Origin of the sequence: Microcoleus sp. PH2017_35_SFW_U_B (assembly GCF_020737865.1) — a bacterium.
Classification (GTDB): domain Bacteria; phylum Cyanobacteriota; class Cyanobacteriia; order Cyanobacteriales; family Microcoleaceae; genus Microcoleus.
This window is the reverse complement of the sequence record NZ_JAEQDE010000025.1, coordinates 82,456-104,238: the sequence shown is the minus strand read 5'-3', so window position 1 is coordinate 104,238 and position 21,783 is coordinate 82,456. Positions and strand designations below refer to the sequence as shown.

General features: G+C 46.1%; 26 protein-coding genes and 1 pseudogene. 17 read left to right on the top strand and 10 right to left on the bottom strand.

The window, feature by feature from the left end; translation table 11 throughout:
- Positions 1-44 precede the first annotated feature (44 nt).
- On the top strand, positions 45-188 hold the full coding sequence (locus JGK36_RS05160; protein WP_293178531.1) for a hypothetical protein: 144 nt from the start codon (positions 45-47) through the stop codon (positions 186-188).
- Between the two features lie 116 nt (positions 189-304).
- Here JGK36_RS05160 and JGK36_RS05155 read toward each other — a convergent pair whose 3' ends face one another.
- The 3 genes from JGK36_RS05155 to rpsT form a co-directional block, all read right to left on the bottom strand.
- The gene (locus tag JGK36_RS05155) at positions 305-514 is read right to left on the bottom strand and encodes a hypothetical protein (RefSeq protein ID WP_293178534.1); all 210 of its coding nucleotides are present in this window, start codon (positions 512-514) and stop codon (positions 305-307) included.
- A 31-nt stretch (positions 515-545) separates the two neighbouring features.
- Positions 546-1,325, bottom strand: a complete 780-nt coding sequence (locus tag JGK36_RS05150) for a TatD family hydrolase (protein ID WP_293178537.1) — start codon at positions 1,323-1,325, stop codon at positions 546-548.
- A gap of 224 nt (positions 1,326-1,549) precedes the next feature.
- Complete coding sequence (gene rpsT, locus JGK36_RS05145; RefSeq protein ID WP_293178540.1) at positions 1,550-1,849, bottom strand: 30S ribosomal protein S20; 300 nt, start codon at positions 1,847-1,849, stop codon at positions 1,550-1,552.
- Between the two features lie 467 nt (positions 1,850-2,316).
- On the opposite strand from rpsT, the gene JGK36_RS05140 reads away from it, so the two are divergent.
- From JGK36_RS05140 to JGK36_RS05110, 7 genes are all read left to right on the top strand, one after another.
- The gene (locus JGK36_RS05140) at positions 2,317-2,529 is read left to right on the top strand and encodes a hypothetical protein (protein WP_293178543.1); all 213 of its coding nucleotides are present in this window, start codon (positions 2,317-2,319) and stop codon (positions 2,527-2,529) included.
- A gap of 188 nt (positions 2,530-2,717) precedes the next feature.
- On the top strand, positions 2,718-4,022 hold the full coding sequence (gene hisD, locus JGK36_RS05135) for a histidinol dehydrogenase (RefSeq protein ID WP_293178546.1): 1,305 nt from the start codon (positions 2,718-2,720) through the stop codon (positions 4,020-4,022).
- A gap of 325 nt (positions 4,023-4,347) precedes the next feature.
- On the top strand, positions 4,348-4,773 hold the full coding sequence (locus JGK36_RS05130) for a universal stress protein (RefSeq protein WP_293197003.1): 426 nt from the start codon (positions 4,348-4,350) through the stop codon (positions 4,771-4,773).
- Between the two features lie 93 nt (positions 4,774-4,866).
- Complete coding sequence (locus JGK36_RS05125) at positions 4,867-5,292, top strand: hypothetical protein (RefSeq protein WP_293196970.1); 426 nt, start codon at positions 4,867-4,869, stop codon at positions 5,290-5,292.
- 314 nt (positions 5,293-5,606) lie between these two features.
- Positions 5,607-6,083, top strand: a complete 477-nt coding sequence (locus JGK36_RS05120; RefSeq protein WP_293196971.1) for an ATP-binding protein — start codon at positions 5,607-5,609, stop codon at positions 6,081-6,083.
- A gap of 15 nt (positions 6,084-6,098) precedes the next feature.
- The gene (locus JGK36_RS05115; RefSeq protein ID WP_293189387.1) at positions 6,099-6,452 is read left to right on the top strand and encodes an STAS-like domain-containing protein; all 354 of its coding nucleotides are present in this window, start codon (positions 6,099-6,101) and stop codon (positions 6,450-6,452) included.
- On the top strand, positions 6,452-7,057 hold the full coding sequence (locus JGK36_RS05110; RefSeq protein ID WP_293189389.1) for a hypothetical protein: 606 nt from the start codon (positions 6,452-6,454) through the stop codon (positions 7,055-7,057). Before JGK36_RS05115 ends, JGK36_RS05110 begins: the two co-directional genes overlap by 1 nt.
- 36 nt (positions 7,058-7,093) lie before the next feature.
- Here JGK36_RS05110 and JGK36_RS05105 read toward each other — a convergent pair.
- Positions 7,094-7,186 (bottom strand): annotated as a pseudogene (locus JGK36_RS05105) (prevent-host-death protein); the annotation flags it as partial.
- On the opposite strand from JGK36_RS05105, the gene JGK36_RS05100 reads away from it, so the two are divergent.
- On the top strand, positions 7,179-7,346 hold the full coding sequence (locus JGK36_RS05100) for a hypothetical protein (RefSeq protein ID WP_293189391.1): 168 nt from the start codon (positions 7,179-7,181) through the stop codon (positions 7,344-7,346). The pseudogene JGK36_RS05105 and the gene JGK36_RS05100 sit on opposite strands and share 8 nt — an antisense overlap.
- 16 nt (positions 7,347-7,362) lie before the next feature.
- Here the strand turns inward: JGK36_RS05100 and JGK36_RS05095 are convergent, their stop codons facing one another.
- Positions 7,363-7,749: a hypothetical protein gene (locus JGK36_RS05095; RefSeq protein ID WP_293196972.1), complete on the bottom strand. Its 387-nt coding sequence runs from the start codon at positions 7,747-7,749 to the stop codon at positions 7,363-7,365.
- Positions 7,750-8,255: 506 nt separating this feature from the next.
- On the opposite strand from JGK36_RS05095, the gene chlP reads away from it, so the two are divergent.
- On the top strand, positions 8,256-9,476 hold the full coding sequence (gene chlP / locus JGK36_RS05090; protein WP_293178567.1) for a geranylgeranyl reductase: 1,221 nt from the start codon (positions 8,256-8,258) through the stop codon (positions 9,474-9,476).
- 324 nt (positions 9,477-9,800) lie between these two features.
- Here chlP and JGK36_RS05085 read toward each other — a convergent pair whose 3' ends face one another.
- The gene (locus JGK36_RS05085; RefSeq protein WP_293178570.1) at positions 9,801-10,343 is read right to left on the bottom strand and encodes a Dps family protein; all 543 of its coding nucleotides are present in this window, start codon (positions 10,341-10,343) and stop codon (positions 9,801-9,803) included.
- Positions 10,344-10,699: 356 nt separating this feature from the next.
- Between JGK36_RS05085 and JGK36_RS05080 the strand changes: the two genes are divergently transcribed.
- The 3 genes from JGK36_RS05080 to JGK36_RS05070 all read left to right on the top strand — a co-directional run bounded on the left by JGK36_RS05080 (position 10,700) and on the right by JGK36_RS05070 (position 13,346).
- Complete coding sequence (locus tag JGK36_RS05080; protein WP_293178573.1) at positions 10,700-10,945, top strand: Asr1405/Asl0597 family protein; 246 nt, start codon at positions 10,700-10,702, stop codon at positions 10,943-10,945.
- Between the two features lie 182 nt (positions 10,946-11,127).
- Positions 11,128-11,793, top strand: a complete 666-nt coding sequence (locus JGK36_RS05075; protein ID WP_293178576.1) for a (2Fe-2S) ferredoxin domain-containing protein — start codon at positions 11,128-11,130, stop codon at positions 11,791-11,793.
- A 215-nt stretch (positions 11,794-12,008) separates the two neighbouring features.
- Positions 12,009-13,346, top strand: coding sequence for a hypothetical protein (locus JGK36_RS05070; RefSeq protein WP_293196973.1), 1,338 nt, complete (start codon positions 12,009-12,011; stop codon positions 13,344-13,346).
- Between the two features lie 316 nt (positions 13,347-13,662).
- Here JGK36_RS05070 and JGK36_RS05065 read toward each other — a convergent pair whose 3' ends face one another.
- Entirely contained in the window at positions 13,663-15,885 is a 2,223-nt protein-coding gene (locus JGK36_RS05065) for a flavin-dependent dehydrogenase (RefSeq protein WP_293189395.1), read from the bottom strand.
- A gap of 180 nt (positions 15,886-16,065) precedes the next feature.
- On the opposite strand from JGK36_RS05065, the gene JGK36_RS05060 reads away from it, so the two are divergent.
- Positions 16,066-16,299, top strand: coding sequence for a hypothetical protein (locus JGK36_RS05060; protein ID WP_293153381.1), 234 nt, complete (start codon positions 16,066-16,068; stop codon positions 16,297-16,299).
- 183 nt (positions 16,300-16,482) lie between these two features.
- Here the strand turns inward: JGK36_RS05060 and JGK36_RS05055 are convergent, their stop codons facing one another.
- The 3 genes from JGK36_RS05055 to JGK36_RS05045 all read right to left on the bottom strand — a co-directional run bounded on the left by JGK36_RS05055 (position 16,483) and on the right by JGK36_RS05045 (position 19,719).
- The gene (locus JGK36_RS05055; RefSeq protein WP_366516565.1) at positions 16,483-17,064 is read right to left on the bottom strand and encodes a hypothetical protein; all 582 of its coding nucleotides are present in this window, start codon (positions 17,062-17,064) and stop codon (positions 16,483-16,485) included.
- Between the two features lie 158 nt (positions 17,065-17,222).
- On the bottom strand, positions 17,223-18,302 hold the full coding sequence (locus tag JGK36_RS05050) for a M23 family metallopeptidase (RefSeq protein ID WP_293189399.1): 1,080 nt from the start codon (positions 18,300-18,302) through the stop codon (positions 17,223-17,225).
- A gap of 535 nt (positions 18,303-18,837) precedes the next feature.
- On the bottom strand, positions 18,838-19,719 hold the full coding sequence (locus JGK36_RS05045; protein WP_293196976.1) for an aspartoacylase: 882 nt from the start codon (positions 19,717-19,719) through the stop codon (positions 18,838-18,840).
- Positions 19,720-20,058: 339 nt separating this feature from the next.
- Between JGK36_RS05045 and JGK36_RS05040 the strand changes: the two genes are divergently transcribed.
- From JGK36_RS05040 to JGK36_RS05030, 3 genes are all read left to right on the top strand, one after another.
- On the top strand, positions 20,059-20,916 hold the full coding sequence (locus JGK36_RS05040; protein WP_293178594.1) for a leucine-rich repeat protein: 858 nt from the start codon (positions 20,059-20,061) through the stop codon (positions 20,914-20,916).
- A 104-nt stretch (positions 20,917-21,020) separates the two neighbouring features.
- Positions 21,021-21,359 carry a DUF433 domain-containing protein gene (locus JGK36_RS05035; protein WP_293196977.1) on the top strand — a complete coding sequence of 113 codons (339 nt, stop codon included), beginning with the start codon at positions 21,021-21,023 and terminating at the stop codon, positions 21,357-21,359.
- A gap of 3 nt (positions 21,360-21,362) precedes the next feature.
- On the top strand, positions 21,363-21,725 hold the full coding sequence (locus JGK36_RS05030) for a DUF5615 family PIN-like protein (protein ID WP_293196978.1): 363 nt from the start codon (positions 21,363-21,365) through the stop codon (positions 21,723-21,725).
- Positions 21,726-21,783: the final 58 nt, after the last annotated feature.

The following is a 21,783-nucleotide window of genomic DNA, read 5'->3' as shown; positions in this document are numbered from 1 at the left end:
TTACCTTGTTGCGTTTTTTTGATGGATTGTGTGAGAGAATTTATATGATGTTTTCGATCGCCTACCAACTGCTGCAACGGTTGTTTTTATTGGTTGCTCGCATTATTTTTGTGCGGGTTCTGGCTGCGATCGAGATTCTTTTAGCTCCGATCTCTTGGTACTCCAGGGTAAATCCCTTACACATTTGACTCCTAAAATTGACTTTACAGCTATTGCCAAATTGCTGAGGTTCCAAGTTGCTTGTAATGTGTAAAATTGAGTGTAAGTTTGAGGTATTGCTTGACGTTTTTGTCTGTCCGGAAGATTAGCGCGCCCTCGCCCAAGCTAGCAGTTCGGCGACTGCGACGGCGCCCGCAAGCAAGCGATCGCCCGATCGGTCGGTTCTTTTTATTATTATAGGACGCAAATCCGATCGCACTACGGCAACTCCCAAAGAATCTGAGATTAAGGATGAATCCGGTTTTTGTATCAGGATATAGATGGGATTTTTCCTATCTTTTCCCCCGAACTCCACCTGTTTTCCTCGTTTCTCTATGCGCTAGTAGCTAAAGTGACAACCCGAATAGCTGACAGGCATTTTCGGTTGTCTGCTGGGACAAAGTCAAGAGAGAAACTCCTCTCAATTTAGCAACTTGCTCGGCTACGTAGTAGACGTAAGCTGGTTCGTTGCGTTTTCCCCGCTGGGGTACGGGCGCGAGAAAAGGACAATCTGTCTCGACTAGGATGCGATCGCTATTTACCATACAAGCTGATTCTTGTATTTGCAAGGCTTTTTTAAAGGTGACTGTGCCGCTAAAACTGATGTAGAAACCCAGGTCTAAAAACCACTGGGTTTCTTCGGGTGTACCTCCCCAGCAGTGCATCACCCCGCGTACTGGGCCGCGTCTTTCCCAAAAGTTCCGCAGCATTTCGGCCATTGGGGCGGCGGCGTCGCGACAGTGAATAATGACTGGTTTGTCAAGTTCCTGGGCAATTTCAAGCTGTGCCTCAAACACTTTAAACTGGTGTTCGCGATCGTCAGCCTTAAAAAAGTCTAGTCCAGTTTCGCCGATCGCCACTACCCGAGAGTCAGAACTTGCTAATTCCCTAATCAGGCTTGCAGTTTCGTCTTTCCACTTGGCGGCATCTAGGGGATGAAGCCCCACCGCAAAAGAGACTTCTGCAAACTGATTGGCAATTGCTTGAATTCCAGCAAACTCTTCGGGTTCTACACAAGAATGAACCAATCGAACTACACCAGCTTCGCGCCAGCGTTCTCGAATGGCTTCTAACTCCGACTTGAAAGTCTGAAAGTTGATATGAACGTGAGTATCGATGAGCTGCATGGGGGAATGGGAGAGTGAGAGAGTAGACGAGGGGGAGAGTGGGAGAGGGGGGGAGTGGGAGAGGGGGAGAGGGGGAGAGTGGGAGAGGGGGGAGAGGGGGAGAGGGGGAAAATCTTCTCTCTTCCTTCTTCCTGCTACTTTTTCTTCTTCTTCCTTCTTACTTCCTGCTGCTTTTTTCCTTCTTCCTTCTTCCTTCTTCCTTCTTCCTTCTTCCTTCTTCTGTCTTAGGATGCTACTTGTGTTTCGTGTGGCTTGATGGTTCTTGCCAAGCGGGACTTTTTGCGAGCGCCGTTGTTGCGGTGCAGTACACCTTTTTTCACAGCTTTGTCTATTTTGCTGTAGGCCTCAGACATCCGCTGCTGGACTTCTTGCATTAATTCTGGTGTCGGAGATGCGGCGTATTTATCGACGGCTGCAAAATACTTTTTCATCAAAGTTTTTACCGCTGACTTGTACGACTTGTTGTACAAGCGGTTGCGCTCGGCGATTTTGACTCGTTTGACGGCGGACTTAATATTTGCCATAGTTCAGTTTGTGGAAGTAGGTATTGATTGATACATCATAGTCTCAAGATAGTCTCAAGACACGGAGATTTTGAGGGACAATCTTTTCGGGTGGGAGCCACAAAAAGCTTGATTTTTTTAAAGCTGAGTCAGCCATGAGCCGATCGATCGGATTCAAGCTGAGCCTGGGGCTACTTTTTCAAGGGCGATCGCGCAATAATTTTTAATTGACTCATTTAACTGCCTTTTTTTTTACCTCTGACGATACCCAAAGGTATGACAAGGGTGCGATCGAGGCGTCTTGCGGGGTTTCCACCGTCACGAGTTAAATTCACGGTTTATTGCGCGCAATTTTCAAGTATACAATAACTTGGCGTTTTTTTATAAAAAATTATCAGGTGTCGAAAAAACTAATATAGCATCGATTCGGCTCAAAATCCCATTCCCTGAAAAATCCAAGTTAAGCTATAACAAAGAGTACGGGTTATTTGGGCTTCGTCGAAGGAAGAGGGAAGAAGGAAGAAGGAAGAAGGAAGAAGGAAAAGGGCAGAAGGAAGAAGGAAAAGGGCAGAAGGAAAAGGGCAGAAGATTTTTCCCTCTCCCCCTCTCCCCCTCTCCCCCTCTCCCCCCTCTCCCCCCTCTCCCCTCTCCCCCTCTCCCCCTCTCCCTCCGCACCCGATTCTCTGGCGAGCAATTTCTAGAAAAGCTCTCAGTGTTGCAAAATCATCGACAGAGATTTATAACGCTGCACTGAAGCCTTAGAAACTCCCGCGAGTCTCGCGGTTTAAGCTTGTGGGCTGGTGGTGGCTGACTTGTCCAGGAGATAGCCACAAAAATCCCCAATTGTCAAGCAAATGTTAGTGAATTATTGACGGCATTCCTAATCTCCATGCTGCGAATTATTACTCAGTGGGTTGAGGCGCAAGCTGAACTGCGACGAATCTGCGATCGCACCCACGACGAACTTGTTATTCACAAAGAAGCCACCGTGCGCGAGGTGCTGCAAGCTGTAAGACGCAAAGGCGATCAGGCTGTGCTGCAATATACTGCTGAATTTGACCGCATCACCCTAAATGCGACAGATTTGCGCGTGAGTGGCGCCGAATTGGATGCTGCTTATCAGCAAATATCGAAAGAATTATTAAATGCGATCCGGCTTGCTTGTAAACAGGTAGAGGCGTTTCACCGACAGCGTGTGCCCAAATCTTGGGTGCAGTTTGGTGATGACGAGATTGTTTTGGGTAAGCGCTACACGCCAGTCGATCGCGCGGGAATTTACATCCCTGGCGGTCAGGCGTCCTATCCGAGTTCGGTGATCATGAATGCGGTGCCTGCGAAGGTCGCCAAGGTGCCGAAACTGGTGATGTGTACTCCCCCCGGACAGGAGAAGAAAATGAATCCTGCGGTGCTGGTAGCGGCTCAGGAGGCGGGAGTTGATGAGATTTATCGGGTTGGCGGGGCCCAGGCGATCGCAGCTTTGGCCTACGGTACCGAAAGTATTCCCAAGGTAGATTTAATCACCGGGCCGGGGAATATTTACGTCACGCTGGCGAAAAAACTGGTTTACGGAACAGTCGGGATCGATTCTCTGGCGGGGCCGTCGGAGGTGCTGATTATTGCTGATGCTACGGCGAATCCTGTACACGTAGCTGCGGATATGTTGGCTCAAGCCGAGCACGATTCGATGGCGTCGGCGATTTTGCTGACGGCGGATTCGGTGTTGGCTAGAAAGGTGGTGGCTGAAGTTGACAGACAATTGGTAAATCACCCGCGCCGGACTTTGACGGAAAAGGCGATCGCCAATTACGGTTTAGTTGTAGTAGTTGAGTCCCTGAAGGCGGCGGCGGAACTGTCTAACGAGTTTGCTCCCGAACACTTGGAATTGCAGGTGGCAGATCCCTGGGCCCTGCTCGACCAAATTCGGCACGCTGGGGCGATTTTCCTGGGCTGTTCAACACCCGAAGCTGTGGGCGATTATTTGGCTGGCCCGAATCATACTTTACCGACATCTGGTGCTCCGCGCTATGCTTCCCCACTGGGAGTGGAAACTTTTATGAAGCATTCGAGTTTGATTCAATATTCGCCGGCTGCACTGAAGAAGGTGGGTAGGGCGATTAATGTGTTGGCGGAAGCTGAGGGTTTACCTTCTCATGCCGATTCGGTGCGCTTGCGGACTGAAAATGAGGGAGGGTGATGAGTTTTAGATGGTAGAGTTGAGGTTGGCGATCGAGATTTACGCACTTCGGGCTTAAGAAACCCGGTTTCTTTCAATAAGCTGTTGCACATTTAAATTGTATATTCGGGACGGGCTAGAAGCCCATCCCACAAGAGTTTTTAAGTGATTTTTGACATACAATTTAAATGTAGGACAGCTTATCTTGCGTAAATGACGCAATTATGTTAAGAAACCGGGTTTCTGTGTAGTAATGATGCTGTTGGTGGGAAGCGCTAAATTGTGGAAAGTAGGCGACTATCAATGAGAAGTTTAAAGTCTAATATCTGAGATTTAAAGGTGCATTATATTGGATACTCTTTTGGTGGCGATCGACAATTCTGAGTTTGCAGCACAGGTTTTGCAAGCTGTGGGGCAGTTTAAACTAGAACCTACGGCGAAGGTGATTTTAGTTCATGTTGTGAGTTCTGATACGCTGGATTTTGATGCGGTGGTCGATCGACCTCACGCTCAGGGAAATGAGATTGCTTATCGAGAAGTAGAGAAGTTGTTGCAATCTTATCAGGAAATGTTGCCTTGCCAGAGTGAGTTGGAGATTGTGGCGGGGGAACCGGCCGAGGAGATTTTGCGTTTGGCGAATATTTATAAAGTGGACTTAATTGCGATCGGCTGTCGGGGTTTGACTGGTTTGAAGCGGATTTTGGAGGGTTCGGTGAGTGCTGAGGTTGTGGCTGAGGCTCCTTGTTCGGTGTTGGTTGTGCGATCGAGGTAGGGGGAATTGAACCGCAGAGGTTGACAGTGCGATCATCGGCTGATTGATATTTTACTAAATTTCTTTCTGGATCAAGCCTTCCATAGAATAATTATGAGCGTGACTCTTAACATCCCTACAATCAATGATAATCTGAACGATTTTGACAATCTGTTTCAGCTTTTGGAGCAACTAAATGAGGATTGCTCAGAAGTAATTATTGACTTTTCTAAATGTTTTTTTCTCAGACAAAATGCCGTAGCTTTTCTGGGAGGATTGATTCGTCTCATTCAATCCCGCTCGATAAAATTAAACATTAATTGGGATAGTATTCATAAGAACATAAAAATGAATCTTGAACAAAACGGATTCATGTATACTTTTTGTGAGAATAAAGAACCTTGGCAGGGTAATTCTATCCCTTATCGAGAAGATAAAAAACAAGATAAAGATGGCTTGGTTGACTACCTAGCAGAAAAATGGCTAGGACGAGACTGGGTTGATATAATTGACATACTCACCGTGCTGAAGCAGCGGTGATTCTTGACGCTTCATCGACTGACGCTACGGTCGTAGTCTTACTCTGTCTCTGCGCCCATTTAGAGTCGTGGCAATGCCCTATCCCGACTATATGTATCGTTTCGTTTGAAAACATAACAATACTTTTTATTTTGCTTCCAGGTTGGGTTTTAACCATTGCCCTTCAGTCTTTCCCTATTACTGGATCAGTCTCGGTTTCAACTCGGAATGAGTATATATCGCTGCAATCTTAGGTGGGAATTTCAACCAATTAAATTCTAACATAAAGCCGTCCTAGAAGGACAGGGCTTGTATCCCAATTTTTTGGTCAAAAATTGCAAAACGTCATCGTAGGAACTGTTTGGGAGATATACGCTAACGCCTTTGAGCATGGGCAAACAGAAATCGGAGTCTTTAGCTGTGGACAGCACTACCCTAAAAAAAAGGAACTAAAACTCACTGTGATTGACTTCGGTGTTGGGATTCCCCAAAATGTGCGCCTATTCCGAAAACTCTCGGATTTACCAGCAGACGAAGCCCTAAAATGGGCATTTGAAGCAGGAACTACAACCAGGCGCGGTGATGTTGCTGGGGGTGTTGGACTTGACTCTCTGAAAAGATTTGTAAAGATGAATAGAGGAAAGTTGGAGTTTTTCAGTCACAATGGGTATGTCCTGATTAACAAAGATGAGGAAACTTACCAAAATCGCCCAACCTTTTTCGGAGGGACACTGGTTAACATTACTCTCCAATGTGATGAAGCCATTTATGTACTGGCTTCTGACACCGACGGCGACGCCCCACTTTTCTGAGGGAACTTCTGAAATATGAAATCTTACAAGATTGGCACTTTGATTGGGAAAACTTGCATGACACCCGATGACGGTATGAAGGTGTATGAGTTGACATACCCCGAACTACGGGCAGAGCACGCTGTAGAGCTTGACTTTGCTGGTGTAGAGATTTTTGCATCTCCGTTCTTCAATTTTGCCATTGGACAGCTACTTAGGGATATCTCCCCAGACACTTTAAACCGTCTGCTGACATTTTCTCATCTTAATACTGTAGGCAATCAAATACTCAAACAGGTGATTAAGAACTCAAAACGCTACTACGCAGCAGATGATGCAACCCGCAATGCAATCAATGAAATTGTCAGCCAACAGGTGGGAAATGTATAATGGCAATCCAATATACAGTCAAGGCTGAGGTAGTTAATATCCAGTTTGACACACCTCAAAAAGATGACATTTTTCTGGTAGATACTAATGTCTGGTACTGGCTGACTTACACTCCAGCCAGTACCTCTGCGAAAAGCTATCAAATAAATGATTATCCTGCTTATTTAACAAAAATTATTTCTGCTCAAGGATTGCTTTTATATTGTGGGCTTTCTTTGGCAGAGTTAGCACATAATATTGAACAGGCAGAACGAGCAATTTTTTCGGCTACATTAAACACAAAAGAATATCGCCATAACGAGCCAACAGAAAGAGCTAACGTAGTAGCTGAAGTTCTAGCTGCTTGGGGTCAGGTAACATCTATTGCTGTATCGACTGATGTGACTATTGATGAAACTACAACTAACGCATCTTTAACCAGATTTCAAACTCAACTTTTAGATGGCTACGATCTGCTAATTCTCGAAGCAATGGATAAAGCAGGGGTAGTTCAAGTAATTACTGATGATGGTGATTATGTGACTGTTCCTGGTATCAAAGTTTTTACTGCTAACCGCAATGTAATTACGGCAGCAAGAAATCAAGGTAAGCTGATTACTAGATAAGAAATAAGACCAAATGCTTCATAAGTAATCAACACGCGATCGCAGCAGATATACTGTCTCTATTAAGCTTGCCAATTCGTCAGCGGCAATTAAGGCTACATTTTCGCCGTCAGAGCGTGTGATGATGATGGATTTGATTCATCCCATTTGTGCTGAGTCGATCGGGCGATCGATTTCCCTAGCCGGCGTTGCTGACTTACAGTATGAAGGGCTAAATATGCAAATCCTAAAAACCATTGTCAACAAAGCTTCTGGATTTTTGCCTGGTTCTTTTTCATCCTCCGATTAAGCAACGCCCCCTAGCCCTACTTCCCCTTCCCCGCCAAAAACTCCCGCAGCCGCAACAAACTAGCAGTTTGTCCCAAATTCAGCGGTAGCAGCGACACCCCCTCCAACCGAGACTGCACCCAACCGTCGCCCCAATACCACTCGTGAAACCCGTCAATTCCCTGACTCAACAACAGTCGCAGACAATTTGACTCTGCAATCTCCACATAGTGCTGCACCGCTACCGGGCCAATCCAACTTGTGAATGTCAATTCGCGATCGAGCAATTCGGGCAAACCCTGAGAAAACTGCTGAGGCCACAGCCACTGCTGCAACTGCACCGGACGCACCAAACTGTCTCGAATCGCTGTTTCCGAAGCTTCAACCTCAATCCGCAGTTGGCTTTGTTGAAAATTACCTAGCATAGCAATTTGAAATTTTATATAGGAGCTTTACTTAACTTAAATGTAACGTAATTGCATGGAGTTCGATCGGGCGGGCTAGAAGCCCACCCCACAAGAAAATTCATTGTCAACTCGTTCTACTCGTTACCAGGCTGGAGCCTGGTAACGTAGATCCGGAGGCAGAGCCTCCATTTTACACACTGACGAGGCAGAGCCTCTAGATCTCGCTTCCCAGGCTCCAGCCTGGGAACCAGTTAATTTATCTCTTGTGGAACAAGCCGAAAAGCCTGTTCTTAAAAATACCGCTAAACATTCGATCGCACATTAGCGTCCATCCGCATTCATCTACCATAAAAAATTTAAGATTTTCCATAGAAACCAGCATCAAAAACCCCATTTTTGTATCCAATTGTTAAGCTCTGTTGCATTTCATTTAAATCTCCCATTCTCACCCCACAGCAGAGAAACTCCGTGATACCATCACATCTGACTGGTAAAGACTTATAGAAAAAATTGGGAGAAAAGCTTTGACACTACGGGTTGCAGTTGTTGGATCAGGGCCAGCGGGTTCTTGCGCCGCCGAAACATTGGTAAAAGCAGGCATCGAAACTTATTTATTTGAACGCAAATTAGACAACGCTAAACCCTGCGGCGGAGCAATTCCTCTGTGCATGGTTGAAGAATTTGACTTGCCACAAAGTATTATCGATCGCCAAGTCAGAAAAATGAAAATGATTTCCCCCTCCAATGTAGAGGTGGATATCAACATCGAAAACGAACACGAATACATCGGTATGTGCCGCCGCGAAGTCCTCGATGGCTTTTTGCGCGATCGGGCTGCTTCCTTAGGTGCCAAACTGATTAACGGTACTGTTCACACCTTAGAAATTCCAGGCAACAACACCGACCCCTACATTCTCCACTACGCCGACCACTCCAACGGCACCGCTGTGGGAACTCAGAAAACCCTGAAAGTCGATTTGGTAATTGGGGCTGACGGCGCTAACTCCCGCGTAGCTAAGGCGATTGATGCTGGTGATTACAATTATGCGATCGCCTTCCAAGAGCGCATCCGCCTCCCAGAAGATAAAATGGCTTACTACGAAGGTCTAGCCGAAATGTACGTCGGCGACGACGTTTCCACCGACTTCTACGCCTGGGTGTTCCCCAAATACGACCACGTAGCCGTCGGTACCGGCACGATGAAAGTCAATCAAGCTGATATCAAAAAGCTCCAAGCCGGAGTCCGCGCCCGCGCTGCCAAAAAACTCATGGGCGGTGAGATCATTAAAGTGGAAGCTCACCCCATCCCAGAACATCCGCGTCCCCGCCGGGTTGTCGGCCGAGTTGCTCTCGTAGGCGACGCTGCTGGTTATGTTACCAAGTCTTCGGGCGAAGGTATCTATTTTGCGGCTAAGTCTGGCCGGATGTGCGCTGAAACTATTGTGGAAATTTCCAATAAGGGCGCGCGGATTCCGACTGAACAAGAAATTAAGCTGTATCTGAAGCGCTGGGATAAGGCTTACGGTATTACCTACAAAGTGCTTGACATTTTGCAGCGCGTGTTCTACCGTTCCGATGCTACTCGCGAAGCTTTTGTGGAAATGTGTGCCGATCGCGATGTGCAGAAACTCACATTCGATAGCTACTTGTATAAGACTGTAGTACCGGCTAATCCCTTGATTCAGATGAAGATTACTGCGAAAACCATTGGTAGCTTGTTGCGCGGTAGTGCTTTGGCGCCTTAATCTCTGGCGAGTTATCACACTTTGTATAATAATCCGGAGATCCCCCCTAGCCCCCCTTAAGAAGGGGGGGACATGAGTATTCTGAAAGTTCCGCTGCGATGAGGGGACAGGAATATTCTCAAAGTCCCCCTTCTTAAGGGGGATTTAGGGGGATCGAGACTCGGGGATCAGCGAGATTTATCAAGGCTTTCAGGCTTCAGTTGACAGGAATGAGCAGTGCTGTATCCCTACAGATAAGCTGCTCAATCGGAAATCCCCTCCCAATTTTGAATTGGGAGGGGATTTTAAGCTTTTTTCCGATTTAGGGACAGTCCTTTTTTTGGGTTAGTTCAAGTTCAATTGCACTAAGGTGTCGGGGGCGAGGAAGTGGGAAATGTGGTAAGCTCGCTCTTCTGTTTTTAGCAGGATTTTTTCGTAGAGGTAGCGCGTAGCTCGATCGCCCAAACTTTCTGCTTGTCCTGCTTGACGGCGCAACAAACCGATTATAGCTTGTTCGGCAGTCAAATCGTGTTCCAGCATTTGGCGGCACGAATACACGCCGTCGGCTTCCGGAGCGAAACAGCACATCTCGGCTAACTTGCTAAAGCTAGCTACGGGTATGCCGCCCAATCCGTTCAACCGTTCGCCCAATTCGTGGACGCTATCTTGAGCTTCTCCGTAGCTTTCTTCAAAGAATTTGTGCAAGGAGTAAAATTCTGCTCCTTCCACGACAAAATGATGTTTTTGATATTGCAGGTATAGAGCCTGAAAACTCGCCAGCAGGGCGTTCATTCCTTCACAAATCGGTGCTGTGACTGAATGTTCTAACAAAATTGGGTTTTCAGCTATGTGACCAAACGGTCTCAATGCACTCTGAATCTGGGCCATTAGTGTTTTCCTCTCAATAGGCAGTGATTGTTGCCAATAGAGTTAGTCTAGCATCCTAAATTTAGCAGTCAAGCAGGGTCTGGCTTCATAGTGATAGAGTTTCGAGAGTAGGAAAATTTTTTTGTAAACCTATTGAGAATTATTAGCAGTTGCGTTATGCTGGAAAAAGATGCTCGTTCTGAGTGCTTCCTGAATGTGGGGCGAATCCTCCGAAGGCAGAAAGCAGCAGGCAAAAGGCTAAATTTTTCAGAAAGGGCTTTTGACAATCCTTGATTCTCTTCTGAAATCTGGCTTTTAACTTCTGCTCGCTATCAGTCCGGGTAAAAATTAATGCAAATTATTATTGTTGTCACAAGATGAATCCAGCCGATCGAGAGTTAGAAGTTTGTGAGATTGTGCAAGTTAGTTGGCTAGACAGGTGGCAAGTTTACAAACGCTTGCAAGAACTCGAAATCCCCTGCTGGTGTGCGGTTGACCAACCTTTGCGGGCAAAAGTCAACACTGTCAGACAAGCTGCTCAGCTAATGAGCGTGTTGAGGCAAGTTAGTGCCCCTCGGCGCGAACTGGTTCAGTTGCTGGAGTGCTGCTGGCAAATCGGATAAAGCCCGAAGGAAGAAGGAAGAAGGAAGAAGGAAGAAGGAAGAAGGAAGAAGGAAGACGGAAGACGGAAGAAGGAAGACGGAAGAAGTAAAAATAATGATGCGATTCAACGCATAAATACCTTCACTGGCGACGTTTTCTTGTCAAGTTTGATAATTTTCACCGAACAGTCAACCCAGGAGTTATGACAATGTATAAGTCTGGCAAGCAAGTTTCTGAATTCAGCCTAGAGGGAGAAATCCTCAGCCTGATTATTGAAGATGGTTATAAACTTAAATATTTGCGTATTAGCAGCGATCGCAAAGTAGAATACCTTGTTAAACTTTCCAAGGAATTGCGGTCATTTTTAGCGCCTGTTTTGACTCCTGGGTTGAGAGTTCAAGTTGCAGGTGAGAAAGAACTCAATTTGAAAAACGGTAAAATAAAACTGAAAGCTCACAGCCTCACTCTGGCTCGGGGCCACAACGATCGATCGCTCGAACACCTCGACTCTACCAGCGTACCTGCTGGGGTACTGACATCCGTTGGCGCGATCGGCAAAACCGAAGTCACCACTCCCACAGCAGCTCAAACTGTCAAAGCTGCGGCAAAAACTCAAACCAAAATATTAGTGTGTCAAAAATCTGACTGCCAGAAGCGGGGCGGCGCAGCAGTCTGTAAAGCTTTAGAAAATGCTTTGAATGCACGGGGTTTAGAAGAGCAAGTGACTGTTCAGGGAACCGGATGTCTCAAACAGTGCAAAGCAGGGCCAAATATAGTGGTGATGCCGGACAAAACTCGCTACAGTCGCATCAAACCGGCAGAAGTTCCAGCAATTGTTGACAAACATTTTGCAGTTGTTAAAGTTTAGCCGATCGCAGGAAATCTCGGAATGCCCGAATGTCGGAGTCCCCAATCGGAGAATTTTGCTTGTGACCAATGCCCTGCTTGCCCTGCTTGCCCTGCTTGCCCAATAACCAATAACCAATAACCAATAACCAATAACCAATAACTAGGGGCTTTCTTTTAGATAATCTATAAGGATAGACTGTATCTGAGACCCTGTGACTATTGGGATAAAAAGCCATGTCAGAAGCTGATCTTCGAGCCAGTCAGCACCAACCCCACCCTGCTGTTCGATCCGAGAACGAAGGATTGCAGTCAAATTTTGCTGCTGCTGGGGGTTTTGAGCCGATCGCCCCCCGTCCGACAGATACTCCCGCAACGGTGCCCCAACAGCCAGAAGAAGACTGGCAAACACTAGATTTTCCCAACGCGATCAGCGTAGATGCAATTCCCACAACACCCTCCCCGAACAATTTGCCATCTCAGACACAGCCGCCAGAGGTGGGATCGCCCGTGATTTCAGACAATCTCAAAAATCTGCTTGGGAATGCCGAACAGGCTAAGAACAAAGGATCGACACCAGTTACCCTCATGCAAGCGCTGCACGAATGCAACCGCGACCTTTTGCAGCGAATCGCTCAGCTAGAAACAGCCCTCGAAGAGTCCCACAACAAATTGGAGAATCGCGAAACGTTACTAGAACAGCGGACTGCTGAACTAGAAAGCATTCAAGAACAATTGACGCGACTGTTTGGGAAAGTGGAAGTTTCCCATCAAACTCTGCAAGGTCAAGAAATTTTAGTGGAAAGTTTAAGCAGTCAGTTGACAACCAGCCAAACCAGGTTAGCGATTGTGGAGCGAGAATGTGCGTCTACTGTGCAGCGCTACAACGAACAGTTTCACCAGCTAGTAGCTACCGAAAATGTTTGCAGGGAATTGCGATCGCGCTTGCACCGCCAGCAGCGCCACACTCTGCAATTTAAAGCTGCTTTGGAAAAAAGTCTGGAAAGGCCACAGAAATCTCCAATTATTGAGCCACCTGACGAGGCGGAAGATAGCGCCCACAAGCAATTAGAATCCTTGCTAGCGGCAGTCAGAAGCTCTCAGAGTCCCCTGCCACCAGCCTTCAACGCTGCCCCTGTCCAAGCTTGGTCAGATCCCGAAGAGCATCTAGAGGCAGCGCTTGCTGAATATGCGATCGACCCTGAATCGATCGCAAATATGGAACTTAACAAATTAGCCCAAGCATCCGGCATTCAATTGCAGGAGACGGAAACCTACCAGCCGTTTGAGCCAGCAACTGACTCGCCCCTTGGGGTTGCGGAACCTCAACTGCCGGCGGCTGAGCCTGAACCTGAACCAGAAACTGCTGCGCCCACCTTAGGCAGCCAAGAATTGGCTAAGGCGGTTCAAATTTTGAATTCAGTGGAAACCTTTGGCCTTCAGGAAGTGCGATCGAGTGCGGTCAAACCTACAGCAGCCGGACAACCCGAGTGGCTGACCTTGATTTCCAATCCGTTGCGGGCTTCTAAAAAACGTCGATCGCTGGCTGAAATTGAATTGCCGAGTTTTCGATAGCAAACGCAAGTTGACAGTTGACAGTTGACAGTTGACAGTTGACAGTTGATAGTTGACAAAAGAAGGAAGAGGATTGGAGTAATCAATCGTCTTCTTTTAATTTCTCCCGATCAGGGTTCCGGCTTTAAACCAATTCTTTATGGTAATTGGTAATTGGTAATTGGTAATTGCTCAAATTTACCAATTACCAAAAAGACAGATCGTCGTTTGGGTTTTGACCGGAAAAATATTATTCCGAGTGCAGTGCGAGCGTCTCGCTCGCGTGTTCAACGTCAGCGAGATCCTCGCGTGTTCAACGTCAGCGAAACGCTCGCACTCAGCTATCAACTGAAAACTCTTTTTTCCCCTTTCCCATGCCGTAGGTGAGAGCATAGCTGGTAGCCAACAGCCACAGCCAAACACCCGGATATCTGGGTTCCAACCAAGGCTGTACCTTGCGGGCGAAACTGGGTAGCCATCCGAACAGCCAACTAGCTAAAGCCAACAGAGTAAAAGTCAAGTAACTCCCCAACCAGCGCCAAACATCCCCCAAGGTGACAAAATCTAAAATCCACAGCAGCAGAGAAGGATTTTTTCCGGCTGCTTCAATCGCCAATCGATTGAAAGTTAGCCAATCGACTCTATCTTTGATAAAAGTTTCGGCTACGGTGAGTTCTTGTCCTGCCAAAATGCCGAAGAAGGTATTGAGAATTGAATTAATTCTCTGGGGCGGCAAACTGCGCCCGGTGGGAACCATCATCCCTTTAGAAAACAGCCAAGTTACTGACACGTTGCTCTGGTAGGCGCGAATTTGGTTTAAGTGATTGGCACTTAATAAATCGTGTTTTAATGCTGTATCCAAAAGGTCAGTTAAACGGAAAAGATTGCGGACGAGGGAGCCGAAACCGGTGAATACTAAGGGAGATTGCAAAGATGCTGCATCGCCGATCGCAATTAGGCGATCGACTGCCACGGCGCGATCGCTGCTGTTGCTGCTAAAATGCCCCGGTATATAACCAAAAGTCGGCTTTTTCCACACCAATTTGTCGATATCGCAGCGGCGGTACTCGGGCAGAATAGCGAAAAAGTCCTCGTACAGTTCTAGCAAAGAACCGGGATTTTCGGGATGTACTTGGTGGTAGTGAAAAAGATAAACTGTCAGTTCTCCACCAGCAGCGGGAAACAGTTCCCAAATGAGCTGGCGCCCCCGGGAGATGTCGCCGTGACTGTAGAGAACATCCCCGTAGTCAGAATCCCAAACCCCAGGCTCAAATCCTCCGTCAATGGCAGCTCCGACGGTGGGGCAAACGCTGTCAAACGCCCGTCCTCCGTTCAATTGCCAAGCGATGGGAGAAGCTGAACCCATGGCATCCACGAGCAGTCGGGCGGAGGTTGTGCGATCGGCTTTTGTCGGCAAGTGGCTGGCTTGAACCACTACTTTTTTTGCTTCAACATCGGCTCTAACAAATTCAGTTTCGTCCCAAATTTCCCCACCAGCTTCTGTTAGCTTAACTCCCGCCAAATACAGCAATTTTTCGCCATCTAAGGCTATATTCAGCACCTTCGGCGTGTGCAAGACTGGGGCTTGAGCAACGGTTGGATTGTTAGCATCAAAAAACTTGTTATAGCCATCTTTGTATTCTCTAGCAATCAAAGTTTCGATTTCCGCAGCCGTAAACAAACCCAAATCAATTAAGCTTTGAATTTCATCCCGCGAAATATTCCACTCGCGATTCATCCGCCCGAAAGGCATTCTTTCCAGCAGCAGCACTCGGTAGCCCAATCTCGCCATGACTGCGGCGTGAATTACCCCCAACGCCCCGCCAATATAAATCAAGTCGTAAACAGTATCCCCAACATCCGACACCGAAACTGTGCCTTCTTTCTTCTCCCCTCTTCCTTCTTCCTTAAAACTATCCCCAACATCCGACACCGAAACTGTGCCTTCTTCCCTCTTCCCTCTTCCTTCTTCCGACTTCCCTCGGACTTCTTCCTTCTTCAAAAACACTACTTGCTTTGGCGCTTGAGGATTGCGAGTACCTTCACGCCAGCGCTGCTCCCACCAGTAGACGCGCTGGAGGTCGTATTCGCCTTTGGGCATTTTTTTGAAGTATTTGACGGTAAGGGGGTAATAGGGGGCAAGAGCTTCAAAAATTGACTGTTTGGAGAGGTCTATAACGGGGGGTTGGGGGTATAGCTCTGGAAACTTGTTTCTGACAGCCAGATTCAAAGTTTCCAGGAACTTTCTTTCTCCAGCGGGTGCGTCTTCGATACGAAAGACTTTTAAATAAGTTGTGCGCTGGACTGACCAGACAAAGGTGGAAAGTTCTGTCGATCGCGAATTGCGGTTTTCGGAATTGCTATAGGCGAATGTCGGTTTTAGATTAGCATTTTGAGATCCAGATTTGACCAATTCGGCTGCTGTTACGTTGGAAAGCAGGCGAAAACCGTCAGGAGTAATAATTTTTTCTCCGATTCCGGGATCGAATTCCTGTTGCAACCAAGTGCAGACGGCTGCTGTATCGGGTGTCGGGACTTCTAAATAAAGAATTTCTTGCATTTTAATGTCTCAATTCTCAATAAATTCATAAAGATGGGGGAGTTGACAAGGGAGCAAAGTAGGCTATACTCCCAAATACTTATTTAGTTTTAAATAAGTTTACATTGTTCTCAGATTTTTAGCTAATTGGCTGGAAACCCCGCAGTGGCTGAATATCTACTTTCTTCGGTATGCAATTTCATGAATTATCCCATTCCTACGAATCCTCAAGAAATGATTGCTTTGCGACAGCAGCCGCTGAATGAAGAATTGGTGGCATCTGCGATCGTGGGTGTGGTTCAGATTGCCCGATCGCGATCGCAGTCTTTGGATGAGTTAAAGGCTGAGGTACTGGCGGACGACAATCTGCTCGATTTGACTCAAAGGCGCTGGCTGAGTGAGATTGTGGCTCAAGCTTGGGAAAATTTGCCCTAAATTGTCAAAATCAGAAGCATTCGCCAGTGCGATCGAGCCGGGGACAATAAGCTGATGACAGCTACATTGTCCGGTAGAATTGGCGATCGTGCAAAAATTATAGACTTATGGCATAAATTTTTGATTGGGGAAACCGCAGATAAACGCAGATAAACGCAGATGACTTTCAAGATAGTTTGAGTTTCACAGGTTAGCTGCGTTTATTAAGTATTTTAATATGCCAATAATTTGACTGATATTATCAATAAAATAATCATTTAAATCCACTTCCATAATTTGATTGCTAAGTCGTAAAAATTTCCAGTTTGTTCCGGTTGTGACCACTCCATATATTTCGGAAATATTATTGTTTCGTCTTTCATTAAAAATTTGAGCTGCAATCATTTCTGCCATACATTGTGGCAATCCAGCTTGGATATTATCATTTTTAGCTTCTACTAAGGCGACAACCGGGGCTTTAATTAAAAGTTGTTCTGGAGAACGACTAATTAGAAAATCACAAAAACCAGTCAATCCTTTTTCTAAATCTACATTAAACTCTTTTCCTGAAAACAAGCTAATTTGATACTTAAACTGCTTTCTCAGTTCTACTAAAATAGGTGTAACAATTAATTCTGAGCGAGCTTTTTCGGTATTAATTGCTAAAGCTAAAGAGATATTTTCTTGCAGGGTTTGACTGAGAAGGTCGCTATACTCGGATTTGGGTAAATTGGCAAAAATACCAACTTTGTCAGCAATGGTGATGCCAAAGTTGGTTTCAATCATTTCTAGGTTGATGAATTGACTGTATGACATTCTTTTAAAAGTGCGATCGGGAACTAAATCTAAATAAAAGTCGGCGGTTGAAACCGCATCTACACAAACGATGTCCGCCTCCGCGGACTAAGAAATAAAGAGAAATTAAAGCTTATAAGGCTTAGCCACTAACGCAATTCAACTTCTCGCTTAACTTCTGCTAAAACCCGATCGCCCCGCGTCAACCGATATTCTGCGCGCCACACTCCGGGAGTCAGGGGAGAATTTGTACTGTTTCTTTTGCCGACATAACGCAACCAAGTGCGGCTGGGGGCTGGAATTTCCTTGCTGTCGTTGACGATAGTTTTGCCATCGGGTGCAAATATTTTGTATTGTTCGCGATCGCCCTTGAGGACTCCGTAACTCTGCACCCAAAACAATAAAACCGGGCTGTTTACAGGTAGTTGAGTTTCCGAAAATTGTCCCGCCCAGACAGTATTCTCATCCGGTGGCTTGGGGGCAAAACCGGCGCGAATTAAACCGGTAGAAACATAGTCGATCGGCTTGTCCCAAATTGGATTGCGGGCAATGTTGCAGCCTAACTTCGCGTCTGGCCCCACAAACGGATCTACGGGCTTGCCTTGATAGCGAAAAGTGATGTGTACGTGGGGGAAAGAGGCTAAGCCAGAGTTGCCCACCATGCCCAAAACAGTGCCTTTTTGTACCTGCATTCCCGGTTTGACAACAAGGCTGTTTTGGCGGAGGTGGCAATATTGGGCTTCCCAGCCGTTGCCGTGATCGATTACCATACCGTTGCCGCATTCTGTACCTGCGACGTTGGTTTTGTCTGTCTGGTTTTGCAAACGCCGATCGACTACGCCATCTCGCACTCGCAAAACTTTCCCCGCAGCGGAGGCGACAACGGGGACTCCTTTAGCCATTGCTTTGGCGTCGGGAATGGCAAAATCTATACCGTCGTGCCCGTCGTAGGTTTGTCGCCCGCAGCCGAATTCAACGGCGCCAGGGCTTGGATCGCGATCGAAATAGTGCATGACAAAACAGTCTTTTCCTAGGGTACAGGCGATCGGCTGACCGAATTTCGGGCTGTTGGGCTGTTGGGCGACTGCTGAAGAGACGAGGCGTTGGGCGATCGAGTTGGCTTGGGCGATCGGCGCATTAACTCCCGTGTTATTACCACAGCTAGAAATAGTTGTCAACCCCACGGTCAACAAAATTGTAGAAATCTGTTTTTTTGATAGTAAAATCATTCGCCGGTGGGATGTAAAGCTGAGGTGGGTAGTGAAAAATCTATTAATCATTCAAAATATACTTGCTCAGGAATCTCGACGATCGATCGGGTGTTTTTGTTTCCTAGATTTGTGGCAATACGAATTATGAACAATATTGCTTAGAGGATTTCATCTGTAGGGAAACGGCAGGGCTATTTCCGGCGGGGAGTTATGCAAATAACCGATAATTTCTATGGAATTAATAATTGTAATTGCTACGGTGCGTCAATCGATTTTAGATTTTAGATTTTAGATTAATTCCACGGATAAATCCGGGGGAAGAGAGGATTTTTGATTTTCGATTTGGGATTGATTCCACGGATAAATCCGGGGGCTTATATAGCCTTTCTCAAAAAGATGAGGTATGACTGGCAGCCCACACAACCCTTCGACTAAGAGGGCTGAAGCCCAACAACGTACCTCATCTTTCTGACAACCGCTATACCACCTTTGAAATTCTTGGTCAGGGGGAAATTATTGAGTAAGTGGTTGCCAAATTCAGCCCTGATGTACGCTACATAACCACAATTTGCTTTTGGGTAAAACACATGGCAATTCCTTTTTCGTAGTAAGCCGCCTCGTTAATAAAAATTGGATAAACAATCGATTTACCTTCATACAAAACAGACTCGCCCTCAAAGGTCAAAAACATTGGATCGCCCGGATTCAATGCTTCATAATCTTTCGATTGTAGCTGAGGATGAATCATTGCCTGAATTTCTCCAGAGTTGTTTCTCGGATAGTCGATCGCCCGAATGCTTTGATAAATAGTCAGGGAATTATTGACAACGGGCATTGTGCCTAGATTGTAGGCTTCTGTGCAATCTAATATTGTCCCGATAACTTGCTCGGTTTGCTGAAACCAAGACGCATCTAAAACACCTTGCGCGACTGCGCCAACTTCCAGCGTACCGCCTAACTCAGAAATCGATCGCAACAAAGGACTATCTTGATGATTGCTTGGCGAAGCCAGTAACTTGAGGTGAGGATAGATAGAGGTTAAATAAGCTGCTAGTTGCAGGTTAAAGGGATGCTGGCTGGCGAGAATAAATGTTAGCCCCATGTTCGATGTGGTGCTGTGCAAATCGATGATTAAGCTTTGTTGCTCGGTGTTTTTTGAGCTAAAAATGTGGTATATCTCTTTTGCCCGCTGGGCTTCGTAGCTGGAGAGGTGGGGATTTTCTAAATCTTGCTGGCGAAAGCAGCGGTTGAGGTCGATATCGATGTAGCGTCTCCCAATTTCGCAGGCTTTGGGGTTGGCTAGCAGGGCGATTGTTTCAAAAGTCGATCGCCCAATTAACTCTGGCGCGCGATCGAACTTCTTCACAAGGTATACTCCTGTGAGTTCGTTTCCGTGGGTTCCTCCCACTATGGCAACACGTTTAATTTGATTCATAAACAAACAAGTTTCTATGCCAAGCCTACCATCATTTCAGTTCTCTTGGTAACACAGACCTCAGAAACCGGGTTTCTTTCCGTATTTATCATCACCTAACCAAAGATTAATAAAAACCCGGTTTCTCGCTCCCTGCGTAAACAACTGATATATGTCATTGCGACGAACGAAGCAATCTTAGTCTTGGCGATTGCTTCGTGCCTCGTAATGACAATTGCGGACGTTTATTTATAATAGAAACCCGGTTGCTCATCTCAATTTGCCAATTTTTCCGGATCTTCCAAATTCCTGCCTGAATAGAAACAAGATGGCGGGGAAACACACGCGGAGACTCAGGATATGACGCGCGATGAAGCACTACGACGAATTAATCTAGCTACTGATAAAAAAATTACAAAACTTGATTTGTCGGGATTAGAGTTGCAGGAATTGCCACCGGAGATTGCCAACTGTACGCAACTTGAAAGTTTAGATTTAAGCGGTATTGGCTTAACAGAAATCCCAGAAATTCTCTGCCAACTCTCTCATCTGTCAGTGCTTGACTTAAGTTACAATCAGATTGCAGCTATCCCAGATTTTATCGCCCAACTATCCAATCTGACAGACCTTGACCTCTATAATAATCGGATTGCTGTCATCCCAGAATCACTCGGAAAACTGTCAAAGCTGAAACTGCTCGATCTCAGTTACAATCAGATTACCGAAATCCCCGACTCTCTCGCCCAATTGTCGAATCTGACAGACCTCGACCTGTATAATAATCAGATTACCGAAATCCCCGACTCTCTCGCCCAATTGTCGAATTTGACAAAGCTTTACCTCACGCACAATCAGATTGCAGCCATCCCAGGGGCGCTAGGAAAATTAGCGAATTTGACACAGCTCAATCTCAGTAAAAATCAGATTGCAGTAATCCCAGAGGATCTAGCCCAATTGTCGCATTTGACAGAGCTTTACCTCCGATACAATCAGATTACAGCAATTCCAGAGGATCTCGCCCAACTCTCGAATCTGTCACAGCTTTACCTCAGCAGCAATCAGATTACAGAAATTCCTGAGAATCTCGCCCAAATGCCGAATCTGAGACAGCTTTACCTGAATGATAATCAGATTACAGCAATCCCAAGGGCGATCGACAGCATGGAGAATCTAGAAAAACTCGATTTGCGGGGCAATCCGATTCTAGGGGAAATTTGATATGATGGTTGGAGCGATCGCCACCGCGCAGAAATCGATCGCATTATAGTTTCTCATCAAACCGAATAGTAGAATAGTAGATAGCTAAAAGAGGGATTTTAGATATGGGACTGAATGAGTATTTTGATTTCTTAGCAGCGGATGATATTCGCATTAAAGGACATCGCATCGGGATTGAGACGGTGCTGTATGAGTATTTGTATCGGGAACGCACCGCCGAAGAAATTCAGCAACTCTATCCATCTCTAACTTTAGCAGAAGTTTACACAACTATTTTGTATTATTTGCTAAACAAAGAATCAGTAAGTCAATATATACAAGATTGGTTAGAATGGTCGCATCAGCAGCGAAAAATACAAGCAGCAAATCCTCATCCGGCTGCGGAAAGATTGCGAAAATTGAAGGCAGAACGGGAAAGGCAAACTGCGATCCAGGGTGCTTGAGAAATGGCGCTTAAATATTTGATGGATGAGAATGTTACGCCAATTTATGCGACACAACTTCGCCGGAAACGCCCGGATTTAGTAGTTTGGGCAGTGGGCGACATTGGTACGCCTCCGAAAAGTACGCTCGATCCGGATATTTTGATTTGGTGTGAAGATAATCGTTTTATTTTAGTGACGAACAACCGCAAGTCAATGCCAGTTCATCTGGCAGATAATATGGCGGTCGGCAGACATATTCCAGGGATTTTCATTCTCAACTCAGATTTAAGTATTGGGCAAAATATTGAGGAATTAATTTTAATTGCTGATGGTTCATTCGATGATGAATACCAAGATCAGATCGTCCATCTCCCGCTAACATAAACCGAGTGGCCAGAAACCGGGTTTTTGCGAGAATTGTTGGTGACAGCGCAGAAACCCA